The sequence below is a fragment of the Peribacillus sp. P4_D6 genome (assembly GCF_056401795.1).
Genome location: NZ_JBFUIQ010000054.1, coordinates 1 through 25,869 on the forward strand (window position 1 = coordinate 1; position 25,869 = coordinate 25,869).

Annotated in this window: 21 protein-coding genes and 2 pseudogenes; 8 read left to right on the forward strand and 15 right to left on the reverse strand. The window is 36.5% G+C overall.

The features are described from left to right. Positions 1–622: substrate-binding domain-containing protein (locus AC1DVB_RS16040; protein WP_477589985.1), on the forward strand; the 622-nt coding region annotated here is incomplete at its 5' end. A 20-nt stretch (positions 623–642) separates the two neighbouring features. On the opposite strand, the pseudogene AC1DVB_RS16045 reads toward AC1DVB_RS16040, so the two are convergent. Both AC1DVB_RS16045 and AC1DVB_RS16050 read right to left on the reverse strand, forming a co-directional pair. Next, positions 643–845 (reverse strand): annotated as a pseudogene (locus tag AC1DVB_RS16045) (IS110 family RNA-guided transposase); the annotation flags it as partial. 785 nt (positions 846–1,630) lie between these two features. After that, a complete protein-coding gene (locus AC1DVB_RS16050; protein ID WP_063575991.1) occupies positions 1,631–2,074 on the reverse strand; it encodes an Lrp/AsnC family transcriptional regulator in 444 nt (147 codons plus the stop codon). A 119-nt stretch (positions 2,075–2,193) separates the two neighbouring features. Between AC1DVB_RS16050 and AC1DVB_RS16055 the strand changes: the two genes are divergently transcribed. Further along, a complete protein-coding gene (locus AC1DVB_RS16055) occupies positions 2,194–2,739 on the forward strand; it encodes a cysteine hydrolase family protein (RefSeq protein WP_454861386.1) in 546 nt (181 codons plus the stop codon). 425 nt (positions 2,740–3,164) lie between these two features. On the opposite strand, the pseudogene AC1DVB_RS16060 reads toward AC1DVB_RS16055, so the two are convergent. After that, a pseudogene (locus AC1DVB_RS16060) lies at positions 3,165–3,578 on the reverse strand (flotillin family protein); the annotation flags it as partial. 358 nt (positions 3,579–3,936) lie between these two features. Here AC1DVB_RS16060 and AC1DVB_RS16065 point away from each other — a divergent pair. Next, complete coding sequence (locus tag AC1DVB_RS16065; protein WP_095678913.1) at positions 3,937–4,701, forward strand: DeoR/GlpR family DNA-binding transcription regulator; 765 nt, start codon at positions 3,937–3,939, stop codon at positions 4,699–4,701. 109 nt (positions 4,702–4,810) lie between these two features. After that, positions 4,811–5,605 carry a Cof-type HAD-IIB family hydrolase gene (locus tag AC1DVB_RS16070; protein WP_095678912.1) on the forward strand — a complete coding sequence of 265 codons (795 nt, stop codon included), beginning with the start codon at positions 4,811–4,813 and terminating at the stop codon, positions 5,603–5,605. A gap of 599 nt (positions 5,606–6,204) precedes the next feature. Here the strand turns inward: AC1DVB_RS16070 and AC1DVB_RS16075 are convergent. After that, positions 6,205–6,843, reverse strand: coding sequence for a LysE family translocator (locus AC1DVB_RS16075; protein WP_477589989.1), 639 nt, complete (start codon positions 6,841–6,843; stop codon positions 6,205–6,207). Between the two features lie 246 nt (positions 6,844–7,089). Continuing rightward, the gene (locus tag AC1DVB_RS16080) at positions 7,090–7,749 is read right to left on the reverse strand and encodes an FMN-binding negative transcriptional regulator (RefSeq protein ID WP_318269839.1); all 660 of its coding nucleotides are present in this window, start codon (positions 7,747–7,749) and stop codon (positions 7,090–7,092) included. Positions 7,750–7,839: 90 nt separating this feature from the next. Between AC1DVB_RS16080 and pdxR the strand changes: the two genes are divergently transcribed. After that, entirely contained in the window at positions 7,840–9,225 is a 1,386-nt protein-coding gene (pdxR, locus tag AC1DVB_RS16085; RefSeq protein WP_095678908.1) for a MocR-like pyridoxine biosynthesis transcription factor PdxR, read from the forward strand. Positions 9,226–9,440: 215 nt separating this feature from the next. On the opposite strand, the gene AC1DVB_RS16090 is transcribed toward pdxR, so the two are convergent. After that, positions 9,441–10,052 (reverse strand): FMN-binding negative transcriptional regulator, encoded by a 612-nt coding sequence (locus tag AC1DVB_RS16090; protein ID WP_230137424.1) that lies wholly within the window; start codon positions 10,050–10,052, stop codon positions 9,441–9,443. A 444-nt stretch (positions 10,053–10,496) separates the two neighbouring features. Between AC1DVB_RS16090 and AC1DVB_RS16095 the strand changes: the two genes are divergently transcribed. Both AC1DVB_RS16095 and AC1DVB_RS16100 read left to right on the forward strand, forming a co-directional pair. Continuing rightward, positions 10,497–11,414 (forward strand): LysR family transcriptional regulator, encoded by a 918-nt coding sequence (locus AC1DVB_RS16095; protein WP_255294622.1) that lies wholly within the window; start codon positions 10,497–10,499, stop codon positions 11,412–11,414. A gap of 104 nt (positions 11,415–11,518) precedes the next feature. Then, a complete protein-coding gene (locus AC1DVB_RS16100; protein WP_095678905.1) occupies positions 11,519–12,157 on the forward strand; it encodes an HD domain-containing protein in 639 nt (212 codons plus the stop codon). A 1,048-nt stretch (positions 12,158–13,205) separates the two neighbouring features. Here AC1DVB_RS16100 and AC1DVB_RS16105 read toward each other — a convergent pair. The 3 genes from AC1DVB_RS16105 to AC1DVB_RS16115 form a co-directional block, all read right to left on the reverse strand. Further along, positions 13,206–14,822: an FMN-binding glutamate synthase family protein gene (locus AC1DVB_RS16105; protein ID WP_252266819.1), complete on the reverse strand. Its 1,617-nt coding sequence runs from the start codon at positions 14,820–14,822 to the stop codon at positions 13,206–13,208. A 46-nt stretch (positions 14,823–14,868) separates the two neighbouring features. Beyond that, the gene (locus tag AC1DVB_RS16110) at positions 14,869–15,498 is read right to left on the reverse strand and encodes an NAD(P)H-binding protein (RefSeq protein WP_377333516.1); all 630 of its coding nucleotides are present in this window, start codon (positions 15,496–15,498) and stop codon (positions 14,869–14,871) included. A gap of 668 nt (positions 15,499–16,166) precedes the next feature. After that, positions 16,167–16,349 (reverse strand): hypothetical protein, encoded by a 183-nt coding sequence (locus tag AC1DVB_RS16115; protein ID WP_477589993.1) that lies wholly within the window; start codon positions 16,347–16,349, stop codon positions 16,167–16,169. 653 nt (positions 16,350–17,002) lie between these two features. On the opposite strand from AC1DVB_RS16115, the gene AC1DVB_RS16120 reads away from it, so the two are divergent. Continuing rightward, on the forward strand, positions 17,003–18,391 hold the full coding sequence (locus AC1DVB_RS16120) for a M28 family peptidase (protein WP_377333035.1): 1,389 nt from the start codon (positions 17,003–17,005) through the stop codon (positions 18,389–18,391). A 468-nt stretch (positions 18,392–18,859) separates the two neighbouring features. Here the strand turns inward: AC1DVB_RS16120 and AC1DVB_RS16125 are convergent, their stop codons facing one another. The 6 genes from AC1DVB_RS16125 to AC1DVB_RS16150 form a co-directional block, all read right to left on the reverse strand. Beyond that, positions 18,860–19,081, reverse strand: coding sequence for a DNA methyltransferase (locus tag AC1DVB_RS16125; protein ID WP_377333033.1), 222 nt, complete (start codon positions 19,079–19,081; stop codon positions 18,860–18,862). Between the two features lie 73 nt (positions 19,082–19,154). Beyond that, the gene (locus AC1DVB_RS16130) at positions 19,155–19,538 is read right to left on the reverse strand and encodes a VOC family protein (protein WP_477589995.1); all 384 of its coding nucleotides are present in this window, start codon (positions 19,536–19,538) and stop codon (positions 19,155–19,157) included. Positions 19,539–20,109: 571 nt separating this feature from the next. Beyond that, complete coding sequence (locus AC1DVB_RS16135; RefSeq protein ID WP_477589997.1) at positions 20,110–22,305, reverse strand: transglycosylase domain-containing protein; 2,196 nt, start codon at positions 22,303–22,305, stop codon at positions 20,110–20,112. A gap of 137 nt (positions 22,306–22,442) precedes the next feature. Next, positions 22,443–22,661: a hypothetical protein gene (locus AC1DVB_RS16140; RefSeq protein WP_057277386.1), complete on the reverse strand. Its 219-nt coding sequence runs from the start codon at positions 22,659–22,661 to the stop codon at positions 22,443–22,445. Between the two features lie 727 nt (positions 22,662–23,388). Beyond that, positions 23,389–24,564, reverse strand: a complete 1,176-nt coding sequence (locus AC1DVB_RS16145; RefSeq protein ID WP_477590000.1) for an MFS transporter — start codon at positions 24,562–24,564, stop codon at positions 23,389–23,391. A gap of 23 nt (positions 24,565–24,587) precedes the next feature. Next, positions 24,588–24,977 (reverse strand): MerR family transcriptional regulator, encoded by a 390-nt coding sequence (locus AC1DVB_RS16150; RefSeq protein ID WP_057277384.1) that lies wholly within the window; start codon positions 24,975–24,977, stop codon positions 24,588–24,590. Positions 24,978–25,869: the final 892 nt, after the last annotated feature.

Sequence of the window (25,869 nt, forward strand, 5' to 3'; positions counted from 1 at the left end):
CTACCTATCATTTAAGGAACAAGAGGTTCCATTCATCATGATCAACGCTTATTATGAAGAATTAGAGGTTCCTTTCTTTTGCCTGGATGATGTGCAGTCAAGCTACCTCGCAACAAAAGAATTGATTTCGAAAGGACACACCCAAATCGGACTCATTGCTAAAATGGATGACTTACAAGGAAAGTATCGAATGAAGGGGTATATAAAAGCACTTGGAGAAGCCAAATTACGCTTTCAACCAGAACAATTGCTTTCGTATACTACAGAAACGAAGCTAGACCTATACACGAACTTGAAAGAGTTCCTAAATGAAAATAGAGACGTGTTGACTGCCATTGTTTGTTATAACGACGAGGTAGGGTTGGAAGTAGTAAATGTATGCAGACAACTCGATATTTCTATTCCCGAACAATTATCAATTATTGGCCAGGACAATTCCTATATTGCGAAAAATGCCAATATCAAACTAACGACATTAACACACCCACAAGAACAAATGGGACATGATGCAGCTGATTGGGTCATTAAGAAATTACAAGGAAAGAAGGATTTACCAAACGAAACCTATTATCAGCCAGTGTTAATTGAAGGCGAAACTGTCAAAGAGTTAGACATACAATAACCTTAGTGTGTGATGACTATAGGCTCCACTCCCACAATGGCTGCCTCCATCCATTTTATTAAACCAACAAATCCATCTTCATTATTTTCAAATGCAAATGGGTCTACGATTACAATTCCACGGGAATTCACTGCTCTAGCACATGTAATTGTTGGGCAATATCCACTCCAATGGAAATTCCATCGTTTAGTTGATTTTGTTTATCTTGCATTTTAAACTTCATATTAGGGTTCCTCATAGGGTCTTGAGTTAGTGTGGTGTCTTACCCATATCTCACTGAGGAGCCCTATTTTTTTAAAAGCTGAACCCGTTTTGTTCCATAAAAGGCTGCCACAGCAACCTCCCTTTTTAAAGCAAGACCCATTAGTTCAGTAATTTTTAATAAAACATCATATCTAAGGAAATTGGAACAAATAGTAAAACTGTTGCAAACCAAATGGGGTAGCTAAACGAGCAGAAGAAATTGCTTATGGCTAACGTAACCTGCAACCAGGAAAGTACTACATTGAGCACGTAGATGAACAAAATGGAACAGGTACAATCCATTCACTTGATAACCTAGTAAAAAACAAAGTGTGTGTAACCAGCTTATAAGAACAGTAATTTGTCCATATTTCTTCGATAAATTAATTAACTTCCACCTTCGGGTATGGTTTCATGTTAGATTAAGTTCATGGACCATCTTCGTTAACAATCTACCCTCTTGTTTAAGTCTACACCATATCTCTTTGCCACCTCTTTGCTGACGGATTCCCGCTTTTACCCACATCCCTCACGATTAAGGGAATAATAAGAAAGCAGACCCTGCTACTACGGTAACTAACGTAAACAAATTCCAACACCAACATCAGCAAGCTCATAATCATCTAACGTTTTACTTTTCCCTTCGAATCTATGATATTAAAAAAGACTATTCCCACTTCTACTGTCCCAGTCGAACATCCCCATACCTGGAACGATTCATGATGATTGGGAATACAGTATCTTCTTTTAAAAAAAATATATTTATTAAATTGTGGCAGTCAACGGATTATGTTGCTTAATTTCTTGTATTGATAGATTTAACGAATAGTTCCCATAATCGAGAATTTTATTAAGAAAAAGATTCAATAGTTCTTGAGAGTTAACTTTTATTTTTAAATGGTAACAACCTTCTCCCGATACTCGGTGAGCTTCAACTATCTCATTTCTATCATTAATAAACCGTATAAACGAATCATGGTTTGCTGTTTCCATATAAATAATGACAAATGCTGTATAAGAAAGTCCTAATTTCATTTCATCGACTATTAGTGAGTAGGCTTTAATTACTCCATTTTCCTCAAGTTTTTTAATCCGATTTCCTACTGCTTGTCCCGTCATATGAATTTGTTCACCTAAGTCTTTCCACTGAATACGTGAATTTTCGGATAATAACCGAAGGATTTGAAAATCAATGTTATCAAGTTCCATAATAAATTCCTTTCACCATGAAATGCTTTGATATAAAAGTGTTTCATCAAAGTATCGATAGAAATCAATATATCATTTATCATTATATTGTACTAAAATTTTTTAAAGAGGTGGAAAAAATGAGCACAGCTTTAATCATTGTCGATATTCAAAATGACTATTTTCCAAATGGAAAGATGGAATTAAGCAACCCTGAAAAAGCAGCCGCTAATACTGCTAAAGTTCTTGAATGGTTTAGGCAGAATAACAAAGATAGTATTTTTCATGTCCAGCATATCGCTAGTGATCCTGGGTTAGGCTTTTTTCTTCCGAATACGGATGGAGTTAAACTGAATGAAGCTGTTCTACCATTAGAACACGAAAGCATTATTATAAAACATTTCCCCAACAGCTTTTTACAGACTGAATTAGAAAGCAAATTAAAAGAAAAAGGAGTAACAAAGCTAGTGATTGTAGGTATGATGACGCATATGTGCATTGATGCCACAGTCAGAGCTGCAGTGGATTTAGGCTTTGAAACTACTCTTATTGAAGATGCATGTGCGACAAGGGACTTATCTTATCAAGATAAGGTCGTTCCAGCTGAACAGGTCCATTATGCCTTTGTCAGCGCACTTAACGGTATGTATGCCAATGTAATTTCGACCGAGGATTTCTTGGAATAAAAAAATAATACAACCTTGTAGAACCAATAATTTATTGTAAGTGGGAGCTTGTTTTTAAACAAGCTCCCTTTATTACTGATATTAGACTGTTATCCAATCGTATCTTTCAGTTTCCCGCAAATGTGCAACTACCCGTTGCACAAAAAAAACTAATACCAAAACAAATAATTCACTTTAAATTCGTTATTATCCCCCACAAACTAAGGATGCTGTTACTTGGAAACCGAATATGACGAACATATTTGTTAAGTATAAAAGGTCTGATAAATTGATCCCACCTTTTTTAAACGAGCACTATTCAAAAAGGGTAAGAGCATATAAGTGCCCTTACCTTTCTTCATTTTATTCCCCCCTGCTATTTTTTCTTTGCTCGCTTCCCTATTCATGCTCGCTTCGACATTCTCCTGGCTGATGGTGGCAAAAGGTAAATTTAGTTTTTCTGAGAAATTCTCAAGCAGGTTTTTGACATCAATTCCAGGAGATGCCTTTAATGAATCCTGCAAGGATGCCATTAAATCCGTTGCATACCCAATCACTTAATTAGCCCCTCCATTTGCACCGCTTCCGCCTGTATCCACTACAGTGATCTTGTCTATATTACTAAGCGGGCTTGCTTGCCACTTGTTTTGCATATATGCCGGCAGCATTTTCAAAATCAAGTCCATTACGGCAGCCTGCCCAAACTGTTCAAAGGCTTCAGCGATCTTCTGTGACTACTGCCTCTGGCTACCCCTTTTAACAGATAATTTCCGCTTCAGTCGTACCTTGTGCCTTTGGGCCTCCGCTTTACCAAGACCGTCCACGGCTACGTTCCACTCCACTTTCTCAAGATCTTCAATTTTTCCTTATCGGCATAGTCTCATTGGTGAATGAATTTCGATATCTATCAATAGTATCAAAACGTTGCCACCTTGGTTTGACCATTCTTTGAAATCCGCTGGAATTTCAAACGGCTCTCTTCTACTAGCCAGTCTTTACGAAACGTTTAATAAAAATTCCTTATTTATAGAGAGATTTTAATCCGGCTTCGTACTTTGAAATGCGTGTTTGTTAACTACGATGTGCCCGAAAAGTTATACTAGCAATCTATACTATTGACTTAAAATGACTTATGATGAGTATATTTTTAGATTTTTTACTTATAACCACTTTATTTTTTACTTAAAATGACTTATGGTTATGTTAAGGAGGTTGAAAATGAATCAAGAAGAACGATTGATAAGAATCCTTAACTATTTAGAAACTTATAAAACAATGAACATCAAACAGATGTGTGAATCATTTGATATTTCTCGTGATACTGCAAGAAGGGATATAGTGGAGCTTACAAAGCAAGAAATGGTAGTTAGAACTCATGGTGGAGTTGCATTACAATCATTTCATAAAAAAATAGATGATTATCGCTATCGATCAAACACCGAATCAGAAACAAAGAAATTAATTGGAAAAAAAGCTGCAAGTATGATAACGGATAATGAAATGATTTATTTAGATGTTTCAACCACAGTCAATTTTATAGCTGAATTCTTAAAAGCGAAACAAGTGACCATTGTAACCAATTCAATTGATAGTGCTTATGAATTGGCTCAATCGGAAGATACAACCATACACTTTTTGGGAGGAGTTTTAAATAAATCAACTCGACATGTCACAGGATTTTCCTCCATCGAAAAACTAAAAGATTACCATTTCAATAAGGTATTTATTGGAGCGGCAGGTATTACGGAAGACGGCATTTATTATGGATCTGAAGAAGATATTCACTATAAGAGGGAATTGATAAAGCATGCTGATCAAGTTTTTTTATTGATAGACCATACAAAACACAATCATCGACAGAATTACAGAGCTTTAACATTTGAATCCATTGATACCATTATTACCAATCATTCAATGCCCAATAATTTATATAAATTCATAGAAAAACAGGGTGTGGAAGTATTAGTTACAGATACAGAATAAAAACTTTCTATCAGTGGGAGAGAGTTGGATAATAACTGATTATTTTCCAGCTGATGAATTTAAAGACATTGACCAATTTGAATTGTTTTTCAACGAGAGGAGTTTAAGGATGATTAAAATGTTAGTAAGTGATTTAGATGGAACGTTAATTGATAAAAAGAATCAAGTGGCTCCGCAGGACGTTAAGGCAATGAAAAAATTACGGGCACATGATGTAGACATCTGTCTTGCCTCAGGAAGAATGGACAACGAAATTATGGAAGTGGCTAAGGTCATTGGAGACCAGTACCACCGCGTGAGCCAAAACGGAGCGTTTGTCATAACCAATGAACACGTTTCTCTTCATTCGCAAACGTTTGAACACGAGCTTGCAAAAAGGCTTTATGAATCGACTTGTTCAGATCGAAACATCACAATCATTTGTTCCGATAACACCAACTTTGTGGCACAAATAGATGATGTCATTAGGAAAATCGAGGAACGCTTTTTCTTTCCGATTAAGGAGGAAGGCGACATGGTAAAGGCAATTGGCAAATCTCTTGCCCCATCTAAAATTACGGTATTGGGCCATCATGAGGTAATATCGGAAATGCAGCAAGCAATTCAAGATGTTTTTCACGAAGATGTGGATACTTTCGTTTCTGAAGAAGGCTGTCTTGACATTATGCCGAAAAACATCAGTAAAGGAAATGCCTTATTAATCCTTTTAAAACATTTGCAACTCAAGCCCGAAGAAATCGCATGCATAGGGGATTCTTTTAATGACATCCCTATGTTTAAACTAACACCAAATAGCTTTGCGATGTCACATGCCCATGAAGATGTCAAAAAAGAAGCAGCATATGTCGTTGAGACGGTTAGTGAAGCAGTGAAGATGATTCTTGATAATAATGCCCGTGAATAAAAAGGGCGAAGTGACACAAGCTAGATATTTTTCTTTGTAAAGTAACTGATATATCATTTTTTTTTGCAGCTTCTTTTATATCGTTTCCATCTTCCGTAATCGGTGTGATATGGAAGTTGATGACTAACGACTTGAATCGTTAGTCATTTTTTAAATACATGTCGCTAATGAAAGAACACACCTAAAATCTAACTTTTTTACCCAACTTATACATGTTGTTTTTTCAGGTCTAATTCCTCAATGGCTTTAACTGCAGTCATTCCTCCTTCTTAACCCTTGTACAAACACTTTTTAAACTCTTCGAAGACCGTTTGGTAAAAATAATCCTGTTCCTCTTCCGCAACCCAAGATAGAATCAATAAAACCAAATCTAAAAGTGTCCAATAATGGGCCTATCCACCACAACGATATCTGCTTATATATTTCTGTTCCTTTTACTTTTTGGAATAGTTTTTTTCTGTTCTCCTTTTCACCTACTCTTGTTTTAAAATTCATTCATTTCTAACTTTTTTATTGCGCTGGCTACTGTAGTTCTATCTGTTTTCATTACTTCAGCCATCTTTTCTTGAATCATTACCAATAAACTCCATCACACACTCTTATGTTTTGGAGGGGCTCGCAAAGACGGAGAATACCCCTAGAACAATATATAAATAACCAGTTATCCGATTCTGCAACCTAGAATTCACTTCACTACCCAGAATCCGCTTTCTAATACTTGCTGCGAGTACTGCATACAGACCATCACTAATAAAAGCTAGGATAATAAATATAATTCCTAAAAGTAAAAATTGTATGGTGACTGATACTGCCGAAGGTGATATGAATTGCGGAAAGAAGGCTAAAAAAAAGAGTGCTGTCTTAGGATTCATTACTTCCACGAGCGCAGATTCGTAAAATATCTTTACTAACTTTTTGCTAGGGGYTTTTGGAATTTCTGAAGTCGTTCGATCAGATGTAGAAAATAAAGTCCTGCACCCCAGATAGATAAGATAAGCAGCACCCAAGTATTTAACGATATTAAAGGCTGTTGCTGATGTCATAAGGATCGCTGAAACTCCAACCGCTCCAGCTAAAACGTGAACAGAACCGCCAAGTGATACACCAAGAACTGATACTATGCCCGCTTTCTTCCCTTGGTCTATACTTCTTGCCATAATATACAACACAGCCGGTCCAGGTATTATTAACAATGTAGCAGCAGCAATTACAAATAGCCAAATATTAGAAAACTCCATAAAAAGCAACTCCTTATTGTATTTTGGCACAAAATTTATTGGGCTCCTCCTTTATGGTGAAAGTTACACTTTTTTAAGGTTCGTTTTCATCAAGGAGGCGATTTGTTGCTCATTTAGAAAAGGAATATGTTCCAACTGTTTTATAATGAGCTCTTGTCTATAAGGAATGGTTTTGACTTACCTAAATGATAAACACCATTTTTGCTTTTTTTAGGGGTGCCATAGCAAACCCTAGTAATATGCCAATCATTCAATTGACCCTTTCCTTTGCTCTCGCATCCATTGCGCAACCTGAATTTCCCCTTGTTCATTTGATTTTTCAAGCTCTGTAATAATCGCTCTGTAATCGGTGTCATTGCGATTTTGACTCATTTTGGCTGCAGCTTGAATAGATGTGATTTCAATTTCAAAGCCCACTATTCCTTTCATTTCACTCTTAAGCAACTCTGGATCAAACGTTTCCCAGGTCCGGCCATTTTCTCGGTGACCCTCATAATGATTAAGCATAGTATCCAAGGAGAAAATCAGCTCGTCTTCAGTGATTAAACGCGCTGATCCATACGCATGTACAGCTAGATAGTCCCATGTTGGAACCTCTTCGCACTGATACCAACTTGATGAAATGTAAGCGTGCTGCCCTTGAAAAATCAGTAACACATCACTATTATTGTCTAAAGTCTTTTTCTGCATGTTTCCGTATGCAATATGCCCAGTCGCATAGATTTTCCCTTCATCTTCGCGAATTTCCAAAGGAATATGAGTAGCCAAGGGACGATGTTCTTTAACGGTAATCAATAAGGCAAACGGGTTAGACTTCATAATTTGAACTGCTTCTTCATTTTTCATACGATATTGCTTAGGAATGTACACAATAATCTTCCTTTCAACTTGTATTTGAATTTTCAAAATAAATATCCGATAAAAAAATATTATTATACAAGTTGACATAAAAAAAGGTACAATATTAAACAAATATACATGTCAGAGGGAATGCAAATGAATAATACCATTTTTACGTTCAATGATAACGCCCCAAAATACAAACAAATCTATGAGAAATTCAAATCATATATTGAACAAGGAGACATTTTGGCAAATGAGCAATTACCCTCCATTCGTCAACTTGCAGATTCATTACATGTAAGCCGCAATACAACTTTACTGGCATATGAACAACTTGTTGCTGAAGGGTATATTCGTGGAGAGGGCAGAAAAGGATATTTTGCAAACGAGTTAGAACCCCGTATATTTCAGGAACCCTTAATCTCTTATGTTAAAAAGCAGACTGGGTCCAAGAGACCTCCGGAAGTTAATTTCAGGGCAGATGCCGTTGATCAAACACATTTCCCACTGAAAATTTGGAGGAGAATGGCTAATCAAGTATTAACATTACAGGATAGCTTTCGATACGGGGAACCATTTGGGGAAGAATGCCTGCGCGAACAAATCTCCACATATTTATTCCAATCACGCGGAGTGAAAACAAATGCAAATGCAATTATTATCGGAAGCAGTACCCAACAAATGCTTGTTTACCTGGGACATATACTGAAGGATGAATTCCAGAGTATTATAGTTGAAGACCCTGGTTACGACGGTGCCAGGGAAGCTTTTCAATTCCATCGTTTTATGTTTGAAACTTTGCCGGTTTATGAAACAGGTGCTGAACTTTCAAAATTAGATCAAATGAAATCACGATTAATCTATGTAACCCCTTCCCATCAAAGTCCAATTGGAGTAAGCATGTCTATTCAACAACGGCAAATGATTATTCATTGGGTTAACAAGATGCGTGGATATATTATCGAAGACGATTATGATAGTGAATTTCGCTATACACAAAAACCATTTCCTGCTCTTGCCTCCATTGATTCAGCAAGAGTCATTTATTTAGGGAATTTCTCGAAGTCCTTTCTTCCAGGAATTCGTTTAAGTTATATGGTCTTGCCACAGCCACTTTTAAATCGTTATAAAAATCAGTTTCTTCATTTTGAAGCTACTACCTCCCTGCTTAGCCAGCTTACAATGGCTAAATTTATGGAAGAGGGAGAATGGAGTAGACATATTAAACGCATGCGCCTTGTTTATAAAAGAAAAATGCAGCACTTAGTATCCGCTTTAAAAGAGCAATTCGGTCAAAATATATCCATTATTGGTGAACAATCTGGTTTGTACGTATTAGTMAAAGTACATCTGAAGCATACAGAAGAATGGTTAATTCAACAAGCTTCCTCACATGGAGTTACTGTGTATCCTACGTCCCTCTACTTCATTAAATATAACACCGACGGACCAATGGTTAAACTAGGTTTCAATAATCTTTCTTCCAATGAAATCGATGTGGGTGTGAAACTCTTAAAGAAGGCATGGTTCAAAGAATAACTCCACCATTCTTTGAAAGAATGAATTGTAGCTGTTTTATTTGAATGTTTGGTGCTGCACCGATAAATAATCTTCATAGGTCCCTTAATTTTTAATTGCGATGAAATTAAGTGGCAGCTGTAGATCAAAAATTAAGCCTAATTTCGATCTGAAATTAGGCTTAATTTTTTAACAAATCTACCACATCAGTTGAACAAGACAATGTCGAATAACTTTTATTTTTGTAGATTCTTCTTCATAAGAGACGCTACTTGTATATTATCTTGTTGAGAAGTGTTTTCTAGATTCTTAATAATTAATTCTTGCCGTTCCACAGGGTGATTTTGACTTAATTTTGCTTTCGCTTCAATTTTTGTGATTTTTATTTTAAATGCTACAATCCCTTTACTCATTCCTTCGATAAATCTGGAATCCACATCAATTAAATTGTATGGGCTATCTGGACTTTCATATTTTTTTACCATATCATTCAGGGAATCGAATATGACTTTTTGATCTTCGACAATCTCCATCTTTCCATATAAATGGATAGAGACATAATTCCAAGTAGGAACTGCCATCGTTGTTTCATACCAAGAAGGAGATATATAAGAGTGAGGACCTTGGAAAACCGCAAGAACTTTTTGGTATTCTATATCCTTCCATTGTTCGTTTGGACGGGCAAAATGACCATATAATGCACTTTCACCTTTATTTAATGTGAGTGGAAGATGGGTAGCGTATGGTTCTCCATTGTGTTGAGAAAATAAAGTGGCAAAGCTGTACTTTTCGATAAAATCATAAATTATTTCTTCATCCTTGAGTTGAAAATGTTTAGGTATATACATGATTTAGCTCCTCCTTATAAAGTCTTTTCAATTTTCGACTATCTCAAATTTTAAGTATTATAGGAAATATTCTATTATGTAAACTGACATCTAAAAAGGTACAATTATTATTAATTGTACATGTCAATAATGATTACAATTTTCATATAATGATGACCTATTATTTTGAGTATATAAACTTTCATTTAGTGAATTAATTACGACTTCAATTTTAATCAGTAATTAGACATGATTTCTGTTTAACCAGGCCCGTTATCCAAATCATAGAGAGGTATTTATGAACCAAAATAACAAATAGCCTAATGGTGTTTTTTAATTATATCCAGCAATCGGGCCAAATTATGGAATAATCCCTTCAAATAAAGTAACTTAATAACTAGATTATTTTATTGGAAGCATACAGATTTAATTATTTTCATTAGAAAGGATTGAAATAGTATCGAAATAAGACATTTAGAATATTTCTTAATGGTCAGTAAAGAACTGCATTTTACAAAAGCAGCTGAAAAATTAGGAATTTCGCAACCAACTTTAAGCCATCAAATTAAAATGCTTGAACAAGATGTGGGCTATGCACTATTCAACCGTATTGGTAAGAAGATTGAACTTACTAAGGTGGGGGAAATCGTACAACAAGAAGCATTGAATATTCAAAATTCCTTACAAAGTATATCTTCTCAAATTAGAGCACTTACAAAAGTAGAAATCGGGGAATTGAAAATTGCCGTGTTACCAGGAGAAATAACTGATTTGGTATCCACTTTGTGTATTAAATTCAACCAATTATATCCAAACATAAAAGTGTTTGTTCAAAGTACTGATCAAGTGGAAAAGGCTGTTTTAGAGAATCAAGCAGATTTTGGTATTGGTTTTGAATTCAATCGTGATGATATGTTGATGGTGACGAAGTTGTATGATGAAGAATTTTACCTGATTAGTAATCAAAGTACTGGAGAGCAGAAGGCTTCATTTTCCGATGTTTTAGACAGTCCGCTTATTTTATTTCCAAATATCCATCAATGCAGAAAAATACTTGATAAAACGAGTCATGAGGTTGGCAGGCAGTTAGAACCCATCGTCGAAACGTCTAGCATTGAATCTATCTTGAAGCTCGTTCGAAATGGGGTTGGCCGCAGTTTTGTTTCGCGTACATTATATGAATTTTATGATACAGAGGATTTATTTTTCCAACGTATTGAAAAACCAACTTTGACTAGATCTGTCTATCTCGTGATGAAAAAGAATCGTTTTATCAATTATGCGGCACGTAAGTATATCGAGTTATTATTATGTGAAATCGAAAGGCTGCGTTTTCATACAGAAAAAGATGAGATAGCTTCTTTAAAAAGTTCTATATTATAGTTTTTATCTATTATTATCATAGAAATGAATGGATAGATAAATGATAAATTCCTCTTTACAATGAAAACAAGTTCATAATCAAATTGTAAAGGGGATTTTCAATTATGTTTCAAGAAGTAGCAGGTATTAAAATTCCAGATTCTCAATTGGCTAAAGAAGCAGCAGATCTTTTACGCGAGCATGGGGACGACTTGTTGTGGAATCATTCAAATCGTGTATTTTTATTTGGTGCAGTCAACGGAAAAAAGACGAAGCAGAATCATGATTTAGAGTTGCTATATGTTAGTTCATTATTCCATGATTTAGGTTTAACAAAAAAGTTCAGCAGTCCAGATTTACGATTTGAAGTAGACGGTGCAAATGCTGCGAGGAGCTTTTTACAGCAGTATCAAATTCCAGATGAGTCGATTCGTCTTGTATGGGATGCTATTGCATTACATACGACACCTGGCGTTGCAGAACATAAGGAAGCTGAAGTGGCACTACTCTTTTCAGGTGTTGGTTTAGATGTGATGGGAGATGGCTTTGAACAATTCCCTGACGACTTACGTGAAGAAATTATAAAGGCTTTCCCACGTAACAATTTCAAAAAAGACATTATTCCAGCGTTTTATGAGGGCTTTAAGCATAAGCCAGAAACTACTTTTGGCAATATGAAGGAAGATATTATTGAATATTTTAGACCGGAATATAAAAATAAAAATTTCTGTGAATGTATTTTGCATTCACCTTGGACAGAATAGGGTACAAAAATGACAGAAAGTTTGTACAAAAGGTTATATCGGCCAAGGAAGCTACTAAAAAATTAAGGCTGTTTTCGCATACTTTGTTGCTATTTACCAAGTAGTGCGGTGTGGTTGATTTCCCCTCCAGATGCTCGCTTTCCGCGGGGCGGGCGGTGAGCCTCCTCGGCGTAAACGCCTGTGGGGTCTCACCTGTCCCGCTGCACCCGCAGGAGACTCGCACTTCCGCTCCAATCAACCTTAAATAGTTTCGTTTAAAAACAACAATCTTTGCGAAAGGAGCCAAATAAAAAATAAACAACCAATTAGATTTCTCCCTTGGTTGTTTATTTTTCGTAACTAATAAAGACCCCTGTATTTGAAAAAGTAACATTCCATTTTTTAATTCAATTCTAACCTGAAATAAAAATCGGTTAAGACTTTCCAGCCCACTTTCTGTCCTGCCAATCGGATGACTTCCTGCCAGTTACCTTTCGGAAGCTTGCGGGAAACATCCATATACTTATATTCTTAAAGTCGTAAAGCAACTTCACCCTAGGGTTAAGATTAATCTTGATGCCTGATTCGGCTCTCTCCTTTTGCCCCATCCAAATCAACGGGTATAGTTCACGGGGTCATTCACACGCACATATATATTGAAGAAATGCGGCTCCCTCTTCATTCAATACAATATTGCACCAACTTTAAGCGCTTCTACAGGAAACAGCTCTGAACCTGGAAGTCCCCCCGCTAAAATGACTTCTGGTCTTTCTGTTACTTTTACTATCTCACGGGTCTCAGAAGATGAAACTAGACGAGCTCATTTTCCATTTGTAAACAATCCTTCCTTGAAACTTAGATATTTTTAACTTTCACCTCTATTTTATTTGAATACTCAGACACCCATCCGTTAAGCTAATCATTACTACTGACTTCATGATTCGAGACTTGCTCCCCCCTATACATTGCACCAATGCCGGACGCACTTAAATAGCCTTTGCTGCATTGAGCAAAGGCTTACCTTTTTGACGAGTTTCTTCTATAGAATAAAAATAAAAATCCCGCCAAGCTATTTCTCCACTTTTTCCTTATTTCTTAACTTCTCCACTTTTTCGGGAGTGAGGGTGATGTCCCGGACAGGGGAAACTCTTCCCCACTCATCCTTGTGAACGATGTGTTTTCGTTCAAATTTGGTCGGAGTATCTATACCTGCGGCAGCTGCAAGGTTAAATAGCCCCTCGCGGAGGGAAATCACGTAATTGGCGACTCGGTATTGTTTTTCCTCAATAACCAGACCTTCCTGCAACTTTGAATCAGTTGTGGCTACTCCTGCAGGGCAATGATTTGTATGGCAGATTTCAGCCATGATGCAGCCAACGCTAATCATAAAACCGCGGGCTATATTGACTAAATCTGCCCCCATTGCTAAAGCGACCGCCACTTTATCTGGAGAAGTCAGCTTGCCTGATGCAATCAGCTTGACCCGGTTTCGTACACCATATTTTTTTAACATCTCATCTACAAGTGGCAAGGCTGACATAATTGGGAGTCCGACTGCATCTGCAAGCTCCTGATAGGTTGCACCAGTTCCGCCTTCCCCGCCATCCACCGTGATAAAATCCGGCCCTTTACCTGTATCTCTCATGGTTTTCGTCATTTCCTCAAGTGCATCAAGATCCCCCACAACAATTTTGATACCGATAGGCTTTCCGCCTACATCCCTCATTCTTTCCACAAATTCGAACAATTCATTAAAATTCTTGAATTCATAGAACCGATTAGGGCTATTGATCGTTTGGCCAGGTTCTACCAGGCGGATTTGGGCAATTTCTTCTGTCACCTTTTGTCCTTCAATATGCCCACCTCTGATTTTGGCACCTTGTGCCAGCTTAATTTCAAATGCCTTTACTTGCTCGATTTCACTTTTCTTCTTGAATTCTTCCCAGGAGAACTCCCCACCTGGTGTCCTTACTCCAAACAGTCCCGGACCGATTTGCATCATGATGTCGGGATTTCCGGAGAGATGGTATTTGGAAAGACCACCTTCACCAGTATTCATCCATGTTCCTCCTGCAAGCCCTAATCCTCTCGACAGTGCAGTGATGGCATTCTCACCGAGTGCTCCGTAGCTCATTGCAGATTGTCCTACGAGCCCCTTTAATTTAAAGGGATTCCGGCATGTATCCCCTCCGATTATGACAGCATCCTCGTCTCGTAAAAAGTAGGGTTCTATTTGTCTATCTTCGCGCTTCTCCTTTCTGGTCAATAGACCTTCCTCATCTACTTCATATACCTTTGTATTGATTTTTTGGCTATTATCTATTCTCAATTCTTCCCGGAGATTGGGAAACATACTATTTCGAATATAGTATCCAGCCTCATTGAAATCACGTTCCGATCCAAATCCGATTAAACGCTCCTTATATTTTCCTGCTTTTACAACATCCTCGAATTCCTTTCTTGAGAAAGGGGTGCCTTCATTATTATTTTCAAATAAATACTGCCTAAGTTCAGGTCCTATTTGCTCTGTCATGTATCTAATTCTGCCGATTAGGGGGAAATTCCTCAGGATTGAATGTTGTTTTTGTGTATCATCCTTTCGGTAAAAGTACGCTGCGGCCGCAACTGTCCCTAAAACCGCAGATCCTTTTAAAACTGTAGGAAGGTAATTTTTTAACTTGGACATTTTATCACCCTTTGCTTCTTATTTTTGTACAAGTTACTCGAGTTATCTATAATCTTTGGAGTGCTTCATCAATCAGAATTTCGCCAGAAGTTACATGGAACGTTTTATTAAATACTGCTTCAGTATCCAGCGCTTTGACCAATACAGAAGCAATATCCTCTTTTGGTATCTCGCCTTTGTCATTCACAATTGATGGTCCAGCTTCAACTTTACCTATTCCCGGCTTATCCACAGGCATACTTGTCCGTATGACCGTATATGTAAGCTTTTCCTGTTTTAGTAGCTCTTCTGAGTGGTACTTGACATCGTTTGTACTAGAATTCTTGCTCTCCATTTCTTTTGCTCGCATGGTGTTCATCAGAACAAAGCGCTTCACCCCATGTTTCTTAGCAGCCTCAACTGAGTCTATTACTGACTGATGGTCAACCAGTATTGGTTTGCCCTCCCCAGTCCGGGGACTGGCGCCACTCAGGTAGATCACAGCTTCACAGCCCGAAAAGGCACTGGAAAAATCCCTTTTTTCCAAAGAAACTACATCTCGTGCCCCAAGTTTAACCATTTCCTCAACTTTATTTTCTGCTCCTACCAGTGCTACCGGGTTATGGTGCCTGTCTGCCAGCTGTTTTACAACGTGCTCTCCGGTCATGTCCTCTGTTCCTATTACCAGAACTCTCATTTTAATACCTCCCTGCTAGTTTGATACTATCTATTTACCACTTTAAAGTTTAATGAAACAATTAAGCGTCTTCGCCGTTTCGTTAATTTTAACGATTCTTTGATAGTTAATTATTAGGGGAATTCCAATTTCTTCAGTGGAAGCGATTAGGCTTTTATTTACCGAACGTAATCTCAAAATTAATAATCTGACATCCATTATTACTGAAGCTGTAGGAACTAGATTAGTGATTGGAATTAAATAGTAACGAAACCCAACTACTCCGCTCTTGTGAAGTAAATTGCGTTTAATTTAGGTAATTATAGAAAACTTGACAATAAAGACGATTATTTCCTGGGGAAACAAACCCGAAAATTATCTCATATAAATATTAATTTTTTTATATAATCACTCCATACATTCCATAGTTAATCGTCCCAGCCTTTCTTACGGACACCATTTTGAGGAATTCCACACGAAGGATACTGCCATCTATAAAGTATAAGAACTATATTTATCAATCCGGAAATGAGGTGCCCCATTTTTTTCAAAACTGAAAAATTACTAACTACAGGAATGCTAAACTGACCAGCTTTCCATATATGAAAAAAGAACCTTTAGTAATATACTAAAGATTCGGGATTAATAAATATATTGTAATTTAAATATGTTAATTGAAAGCAATTAAATTAATAGATTTCCATAATACGAGATAAACGAATAGAGAAGATCTTTTGATTTTCATCCTTTAAGTAAAGGGTTTGTTCATTAAGGTTAAGTTTATGCAATTGACCCTTGCATGTTTTTAATACTCCTTCTTTATTATAAATGATGGTCGTTATGCCCTTTTTTTTCAACGATTTTAAGATCACCTGATTATCTCCTTTCTGTCTATTCAATTATTTATTTAAAATTGTATGATAATTGGTGCAAAACTATGAAATCAATTAGGATATATATATTATACAATGAAAATCGTAAGCGTTTTCATTGTTGTTGTGAACAATTTGTGAAGGTTTGAACATTAGAATATTTTAGGAAATGGTAAAATCAATAATAAAAGTGAATATTAAGTGAATCGACTTTTTAGACTAAAAATTACTTAACGTATAATATCCCCGTTTTGTCAGCGGACTCCCTTATCGACAATACGGACTGATTTCTTACATGATTTATCCGAAGTCATTCCAAGATCGTTCATAGATTTTCTAGTCCAGAAAGAATTGGATTCCCTATCTTTTTCAAATTGTCATTTGGACTAAACGGTATTGCTTTTCAAAAGTTAGGTTAAAATGAGGTTGATAGATTTGAATGTTTGATCATTTTTTTACAATACAATATATTGATGGCTTCAGTACATGATGCGATTCTTCATTAAGAAGGATCGCTTTTTCTTTGCGCATAATCTTAAGGGAGAGCGGGTGTCAGAAACCGATTGATGTTCGGAATTTAAAGACTAATGACTCATTTACAAACTATTCAGTTAAATACATAATTAGGAAGATTATGAATAAGGAGGGATTATATGTATAGAAAATCACTAACAGTACTATTAGCTGCGGGTATGGTTCTATCAACCGGTACAGTATTTGCACAAACTAGCGGAGCAATAAATGCCCAGTCTGACACAGCTTTTGATAACAAAGTTATCAAAAAAATTAGTGCGGACAATATGTATAATACGATTGCCTATCTATCAGAGCAACCGAGAGCTGCTGGTACAGAAGGGGAGCTCCGTGCAGTCAAATACATAGAAAGTCAGTTTAAGAGTCTTGGTTTCGAAACAAAGGTTCAGCCTTTTCCCATCTATGATACGGTGCAAAATGTAAAAGTGAAAATTGGTGACAGTGATTTAGGAGGAACACCGCGTGCCCTTAGCGGCAGTATCAGCGGAAAGGTAACGGCCGAACTTGTTAATGTTGGAAAAGCAAAGCCAGAGGAAGTTGGAGAAAATGTATCTGGGAAAATTGCACTAATTGAACGTGGGGACATTACCTTTGTTGAAAAGGTTCAGAATGTCCTAAATAAAGGAGCGGTTGGCGTTATAATGTACAACAACTCACCATCAGGAAATAATTTCGGACAAGTATCAGCGGGGCAAAATATACCTGCTATAGCCATTACCCAAGCCCAAGGGTTAGAGTTGGTCGAACAGCTTAAAACTAAACAAATCACGTCCACTCTGGAAGTGGGAAAAGCTGAAAGAATCGAAAAGACATCCTACAATGTCATCGCTTCCCTAAAACCAAAAGCCAATAAGGATAATGGTCAAATCGTGACTGTTGGAGCCCATCATGATTCTGTCCCGGGCGGCCCTGGTGCAAACGATGACGCTTCTGGTGTATCAGCTGTGCTGGAACTGGCAAGGATCCTGGCCAAAACCCCAATTGACACTGAAATTCGCTTCCTCACGTTCGGATCTGAGGAAAGAGGGCTCGTTGGATCATCCTTCTATGCTGATTCCCTTCCCAAAGAGGATGTAGACCGCATGGTGGCTCACTTCCAAATGGATATGATAGGCGGACGTGATGCTGGCGAGGATAATCCTGCAGGTGGTTTGATTATGTATACCATTGATGGAATGAAAAACCTTGTGACGGACCTGGGTTCCTCAGCAGGGGCCAGAACGATGGATGTTGCGATTCCTTATGGACAGCTGGGCAGGAGTGACCACCAACCATTCCATGAGCTTGGCATTCCATCCGCCTTGTTTATCCATTCCCCTGTAGAGCCTTGGTATCACCAGCCTACAGATACACTGGATAAGATATCGAAAGAAAAATTGCAGCAAGCAGCTGAAATTGTCGGTGCCAGTGTGTATCAAATTGCCCGTCCGGAAACTCCGGCATTAACAAATGCTCGTGTAGCTCCTGGCACGGTAGACTATGATTTTGATGATCGTCCGGTAGATTAAATACTTCATTGTACAGAATTACGAGATTAATAATGGATCTTGGAGAAAATCAGGAGGGCATCTGTGTAGTTTACAGATGCTCTCTTCTTTCGGCCAGCGCCTTGTGCTTAATTTTTTCACTATTACTAAGCTCTAAGTCTAGTGAAGATCCTATATGAATTATGTAATAAAACATACATGCTTATCCAACTCCAATACCATCTCACTGTAAATATTCAATATTATCAGTGTACCTCTCCAATACTACTTCACAGGAATAATTTCAACAATCAATAGATAGAAATCCAAAAACAGCTCAAACTTTAAAGGGTGGGCTGTTTTTTGAAATTTTAGGTTACAAATTAAATCATAACGCTTTCTAAGTCGCAAGTAACATAGCCATGTTCTAACTGTGAATGAACCAAAGATAAAAATGAGACATACAAACATAATATATGTGTCTTCAGGAGGTATAAAGCAAAAACCTATTTAGCTTACGGTATCATTATGCAAGGCTTTCGAAACTTTTTTTAAATAGGAATTATCTAATTCAAAACCACTAAAGTTCCAGTTTAAATTTATAGCAGCCTGTCCTGTTAATCTTGAACCCATAAAACAATCTAATTTAGTTTCATCTTTATTATTATATGGATTTTTTCGAGGACTATAACTGGCTTTTGACTTTCCTGCCTTATTGCAGAGTTGACACAAACTGTGAAGTTAAAAGGAAGTGCGAAAAAAACTTAAGTAAAGGGAGTAGTGAGCTGGCTACTCCCTAAGAACATTAACCATTACAAATCATAAGTACATTACCATCTGGGTCTTGAAAGTTAAAATAAGCAAAACTTCCAATACGCTCTATTTCTTTAACAATGGCTATGTTATTACTCTTGATAAATTGGTAAGCTTCGTCTATATCTTTTGCGTTKAAATTAAATAAGACATTATTGGATGGCTTAAATATAAAATTAGGATCAAACGTATGGTCATCTAAAGTTAATCCAGTTTCACTTGTTACAGGAATATTGTAAACAGGTGATTCTACAGAGTCATTATTTCGCGAGATGCCAAGGAGATTGCAATACCATTCAACTGATTTCCTTAAATCATTAACATGAATAAAAACATTGTTTATTTTACTATTGATAGGAGAACTGGCTATTTTCATTGTTTTCCACCTTTCATTGAACCTTACCTAAAGAAATTCAAAAAGTGTCAAAAAATTCCTTTATAGGTTAATCATAGTTTGAAAAAGAAATAAGTGATTTTTTGAAGATAGCCTTTGGAGCTATTTCATTTACAGTTGATCTTTTTGTAGAAGGAGAAACATTTATGGCAAGTAATTCTGCAGAGTGCACTCTTGTTAAGATTACTTGTGTGGAGTGTCATATAAGATTCCAACCAGGAACATTAACGACCTTTATTAATAAGTTTCCTTCGTCAAATAGTTTTAAAAGAAAATTATGAGCAACTTACATTATTTTAAAACACAGTCCAAAGAAACTGAGATACTGTATTGCACATATCCATACAGTCATATTATGAAAGCAAAGGTCATTCACTGTGTGTTCAAACTAAGCTTTTTCAACTAAACTACCTCTCTAGTTCCATAAGAAAAAGGCTGCCTCAGCAACCTCCCTTATTGAAGTAAAGCACCCTATCGTTTAAGTAGAGACCTTCACATTTCTTTTGTGAATTAAACAAAGGATGGAACCAATTCAATCCCATCCTTAAAATCTTTATTGTTGGTGTTTCTTATCCTCTTGTTGTTTATGCTTCTCTTCCTTTTGTTTGTGTTTCTTTTCCTCTTGTTGTTTATGCTTCCCTTCCTTTTGTTTGTGTTTCTTTTCCTCTTGCTGTTTATGATTCTCTTCCTCTTGTTTATGTTTTTTATCCTCTTTATTTTCACCAATTTCAAATGGTTTATCTATATTATTTTTTGTAACTTGTGGAGCTTCTTCAGGATTTGCACCTTTAATGAACAGTTCATTATTCACCTGGTATACATCACTAGGCTGCTGGAATCTGCTTTGGTCTGTTCCAAACGCTTCCAGCATGACCTTAAACATTTGGTGCGAGATTTTAGTTGTATTTCCATCCATATAATTACCTGGACCATTTTTAGTATATCCAGTCCAAACCGCCATAGTGTATTGCGGTGTATAACCAGCGAACCAACTATCGTTTACCGAACCGGTTGGATATCCATATTGTGCTCTGGTTTTACTGTCAAAATTGGTTGTGCCAGTTTTTCCAGCCACATCTTGTCCAAGAACATTTGCAGTTTTCCCTGTACCAGATTTTACGACTGTCCGTAACATATCCGTCACCAAATAAGCTGTGTAATCATGCATAACACGTTTTGGCTTTGGAGTAAAATTAACAACTCTGCCATCAGGATAGACAACTTTACGAACAAAATGTGGTGTATTATATTCACCGTTATTTCCAAAAGCACTATATGCCCCTGCCAACTCTAATGGATTAACCGTATTACTTCCAATCGCATATGATTCGTACACCTTATTATTATTAAAAGTAATACCCAGATTTTCTGCAAAGTTTTGTGCCTTATCCATTCCTACTTCTTGAAGGGTAAGGAGTGCTGGAATATTGTATGACCATTGAAGTGCTGTTCTAATAGACAACATTCCGTGATATTGATGATCCCAGTTAGAAATAGATTGACCATTTGAGTAGGTTATCTCATGATCATTAATTTGGTGTGCTGTAGACCATTTTGAATTTTCAATAGCAGGACCATAATCAAAGACTGGCTTGAAAGTAGATCCTGGTTGACGTTTGATATCAACCGCAAAGTTGTTGCCTCGGAAGGAAGCTTTATATTGGTTTCGACCGCTTCCAATAGCTCGAACTTCTCCTGTTTTTGTATCTAAAAATACGAAGGCTCCTTGAAAATTGTCATTTGGATAAGAAATAATCGTATCGGTGTTCATTATTTTATCCGCAAAGGTCTGAGCTTTTGGATCTAGCGTCGTATAAATAGATAATCCATCCGAACTGATATCAACATTTTTCTGCTTTTTTTCAACTTCTTTTACAACAGCGTCCAAAAACGCCTCGTACGGCATTCCTTGTTGTTTCTTTTTTGGAACAAGTCCTGATGTAACTGGAACCTTCTTTGCATCCTCCAATTGCTTGTTCGTAATATACCCTTGTTTATACATAGCTTTTAAAACATTATTACGACGATTTGTTGCAGCTTTCACATGTTCCGGTTCAGTGGGATCGTAATAACTTGGACTCTGTGGGAGCCCCGCTAACATAGCGGCCTCCGGAAGCGTTAATTTATTTAGATCATCGACATCGATTCCGTAGTAATTTTTGGCGGCAGCTGCTACACCATATGCCCCGTCTCCAAGGTAGATCTTATTTAAATACATCATCAAGATTTGATGTTTAGAATACTTTTGCTCAAGCTGATAGGCCAAGCTCCATTCCTGTACCTTTCGCTTTATTGTTTTCTGAGGTGACAAAAAGGAGTTCTTGATGACCTGCTGTGTTATCGTACTTCCGCCCTGAGATCCGAAATCCCCTTTTAGGTTCTTGAAGATTGCTCTCGTAGTTCCTTTTATATCAATGCCATTGTGTTCATAAAAATGTGCATCCTCCGTGGCAAGGAAAGCATGTTCCAACATTTGTGGAACTTGAGAATACTTAATTTTTGTCCGCTTTTCTTTACCATATTCGTAAAGGAAATTACCGTTTTTATCGTATAATTTGGTAGAAAGCGGATCGACAAGTTTTGAAGCATCTATTTTAGGTGCATCCTTAATCATTGCCGCAACCGTTACTGCCCCTATTCCAATTGAAATAACCCATAACAGAAAACACCAAAGTAAAACTTTTTTCAAGAAAGACCTTCTTTTAGGGGAGTTTTTACCTTTTGTTTGATCTTGTTTTGTTTTTTCCACTTGTTTTCGTTCCTGACGTGAACGATACGTTTCTGACATTAATCTTCTCTCCCATATTCAAGTTAATCAACAAAATTTAAGAAAACTATGCAAATAACCTTTTATTTAGTCACTAGTCATTAATATTCAGTATGGTATTAAAAACAGTGCATTTCACTCAAAACCTGAATATAACGTATTAAGGAAGAATTTATCCTATACTCTCCTTGGTCGGTTTTCGCAATAAAGTAATTACTTCGTACTATCTTATCCAATACATCTTTAAGAACGTCTTCCTTCTTTACATCTGGCCCTTTTATTATTTTTTCTCGTTTAATATCATTATCCAAGGTATAACAAACAATAAATTTCTTCAAATTAAATCCCCCTTTCGAGAACAACTTGTGATTTGTCTTAAGTAGGGAAAAACGTCTACTTATTTGAAGCGAATAGTCTTAAAATTATCCTGAAAAGAATGCTATTATCGATCAGCTTTGTCTTAAAGACGTTATACATGAAACAAATGCCCCTGTTGAAAAAATGATGTATGGCATTCCTACTATTTTCGAAAAATACCTTTGTGTACCAACTATAAATATTTCATGAATACCATAGATACCGCCTAAAAGGATCAAAGCGTGTATAGAAAATTTCATTTTTTTCAGTCCATTACACAGACCATTTATATTAATTCGAAAAGAACCTTAGTATTAAGGGGGCAAAAATATTTAATCCTCGATTCCCCCATCTATATAAAGACCAAATCTGCACATTGCCTCATCCTCCTCGTGTTATGGCAAAACAGTTGGGAGAATTAGTAGAGAGAATATTATAATTACTACAAAAAACAATTAAAGTGAGGAAGTTCAACAGCCAGATATGAACATGGCTGTTTTTTTCGTAATAATAATTAATAAACTTTGTTCTAGTCATTCAAAATATCGGGTACTTAATTGATTTAATATTTACACAATTTTAGAAACACCTTTAATTTAGTTTGGTAACACCAGGAAAATATAAAAAAACGATTTTACTAACTAAGAACGAATACTTTTTTCACAAACTAACTAACCTCCGAACTTATATCAATGAAAAAAAAGCTGCCTAAATGGCAGCTCGTTCTGTTCTATCACTGAACATGTAACGACTCAGAACAATAGATGCTAAGCCCAATAGTAAGAATAATAATCCTCCTAATACTATATATTGCGTACCCATTCCTGAAATAATTAATCCACCTATTCCTGTACCGATTGTTACTCCTATATTACCACACGATAAAAACAATCCGTTTGCGAAATCAGGAGCTTCTGGAGCCGCATTAGTAATCCAATAYTGACTAACACTATTTGATATAGCGAATAATATCCCCCACAATAAAATGGTTATCATCATAGGTCCAATGGACTTCCCTGTTATGAATGACAATAAATGAACGATTCCTAATACGATTGGGAAAGATATGGCAGTTTTAACGGCATTTCTAGAAAGCATCCTTCCACCTAATAAGGCTCCAATAAGACTTGCTACCCCTAATAAAAATAACGCAAAAGTTAAAGTGTTCCCCGAGATATTCGTAATGGTTTCAAGATACTCGGTAATGAAGGTATTAATACTCGAAGTTCCTGAATTTAAAAATATCACTGTAGCAATGGCTAACCAAACAATTGGCTTTTTCAATACACTCATCTGAGCTCCATAAGAAAGTCTTTCGTTAACAGGTAAGGAGGGAACAAATATTAATGTAGCTAAGAAGGCAATAATATTTACGATGGCAAAGAATAATATCGACATTTGTATGGAAGTTTGATTAGCAATAAAATTTGTGATTGGTACACCAAGTATCATGCCTGCGGATACTCCCATGATCACTTTAGATACAGCCTTTGGAGCTTCTTCCCTGCTAACAGACGTAGCAGCTACTGTCAAAGCCAATGAACAATATATTGGATGAAAAAAGGCTGGAATGACACGAGCGATTAGCAAAACAGTAAAGTTAGATGCAAACATTGAGACAATGTTACCTATAATGAAAATACCAAGTACAAGTAGCATGACCGTCCTACGATTTATTCCTGAAAATAATAACGGCATAATAGGTCCAGATATTGCAACAACCAACGCAAAGAGACTCACTAGCAGCCCTGCTCTAGATACACTTATATCAAATTGCTCAGCTATGGCAGGCAATATTCCAATGACACCCATCTCTGTAGTTAAAATTCCAAAAACTCCTATAGTCAATATGAGTATAAGTAAATTATTATTTTGTTTATTCATATTTAGCTCCTCTCTTCATTACTTTAATCTTCTATATTTCTTTTCATCTTTTTTTCATTTATTACGACCGAACGTTCATAATTCTCAATTTTCCGCTTCAAAAGTTCCAAGGGTTTCTGAAGCTCATTAATTCTTTTAACCAACTTGTCTCTTTGTTCGATTAACAGTTCCTTTCTTGTTTGAATGGTCTCATCTCCTTGATGAACCATTTTCATGTATTCTAGCAACAACTCTATCGACATGCCTGCTTCACGAAAATATAAAATTCCTTGAATCAATTGACAGTCCTCTTCTGTGTACTCCCGTTGCCCTCTAGAGTTACGGGTTATTCGAGGAATTAGACCAATTCGTTCATAATAACGTAGGGTATCAAGTGAGATGCCAAATTTTTCACTTACTTCTGAGATCATCATATGTTTGTCCTCCTTTACTTACGAAACTATAACAGCTGGAGTGAACTCCATGTCAAGGGTATATTTTAATTTTCTATTTTAATTTATTTTCAATAATCTGCTCACTATAATCCTTAAAATGCACTCCAACACAAGTTTTATATTGATTTTTCTACTAACAAAGACTCTTAAATACTAACCAATCTTTCTTAGATAAAATCCAGTGTCATCCTGACGACCTTCTCTTCATAATCCATTGTAAGCATATGGCCTGCTCCAGGTAGAACGACTAGTTCTACAGAAGAAAAAGTAGTTGTTGCATATTGTCTGCATCACCGTGGAATATTAGGACATCTCTGGTATATCTTTTCATTATTTCATAACATCAAAATCCCAAATATATTCCGCATATTTTCTGCTGAGTGTCATATTGCTGAAATTGAAAGTATCAGGTATTAGCTCCTTTTGCTTAAATCGGTTTTTAAACATATATGGAATTACATAAGCAGGACATAACAAAATCAAACCTCTAATTTCTGAATCTCGAAATATCAGAATTCAGGGTATTGGTACCTAATTCCTTGTTCGACTAACCTCCCTCTATAAACATTGATGTATCAACGGTTTGCACCACTCGGTATATTAGGGAATTTATTTTTTTATTCTACTTTTAAACAGAGTATTGAAATTCTGGTTTTTATTAGTAAATTGAGCGTATGCTTCGCTAAAACTAATGGAAATCATTAGCTATTTTTGTCCACTATGTGATGCACAATAGATCTCTGCGAAACTTATGATGACGTACCCTCCCATGTCTCTTAGCGTCATTTGCGCTTACATTCCTTCGTTCGGTCTATTCATAAGGCAGAGGCCTGCTAAGCTGCCCCGGGGACTCTTGGTCTTAGTTTAGTAA

What these genes read in the sequence shown, in the direction of transcription:
- AC1DVB_RS16050 (WP_063575991.1), bottom strand. Translation starts at nt 2,074, where the DNA reads ATGGAACTTGATAACATTGATTTTCAAATCCTTCGGTTATTATCCGAA.
- AC1DVB_RS16055 (WP_454861386.1), top strand. Translation starts at nt 2,194, where the DNA reads ATGAGCACAGCTTTAATCATTGTCGATATTCAAAATGACTATTTTCCA.
- AC1DVB_RS16065 (WP_095678913.1), top strand. Translation starts at nt 3,937, where the DNA reads ATGAATCAAGAAGAACGATTGATAAGAATCCTTAACTATTTAGAAACT.
- AC1DVB_RS16070 (WP_095678912.1), top strand. Translation starts at nt 4,811, where the DNA reads ATGATTAAAATGTTAGTAAGTGATTTAGATGGAACGTTAATTGATAAA.
- AC1DVB_RS16090 (WP_230137424.1), bottom strand. Translation starts at nt 10,052, where the DNA reads ATGTATATACCTAAACATTTTCAACTCAAGGATGAAGAAATAATTTAT.
- AC1DVB_RS16100 (WP_095678905.1), top strand. Translation starts at nt 11,519, where the DNA reads ATGTTTCAAGAAGTAGCAGGTATTAAAATTCCAGATTCTCAATTGGCT.
- AC1DVB_RS16105 (WP_252266819.1), bottom strand. Translation starts at nt 14,822, where the DNA reads ATGTCCAAGTTAAAAAATTACCTTCCTACAGTTTTAAAAGGATCTGCG.
- AC1DVB_RS16110 (WP_377333516.1), bottom strand. Translation starts at nt 15,498, where the DNA reads ATGAGAGTTCTGGTAATAGGAACAGAGGACATGACCGGAGAGCACGTT.
- AC1DVB_RS16120 (WP_377333035.1), top strand. Translation starts at nt 17,003, where the DNA reads ATGTATAGAAAATCACTAACAGTACTATTAGCTGCGGGTATGGTTCTA.
- AC1DVB_RS16150 (WP_057277384.1), bottom strand. Translation starts at nt 24,977, where the DNA reads ATGATGATCTCAGAAGTAAGTGAAAAATTTGGCATCTCACTTGATACC.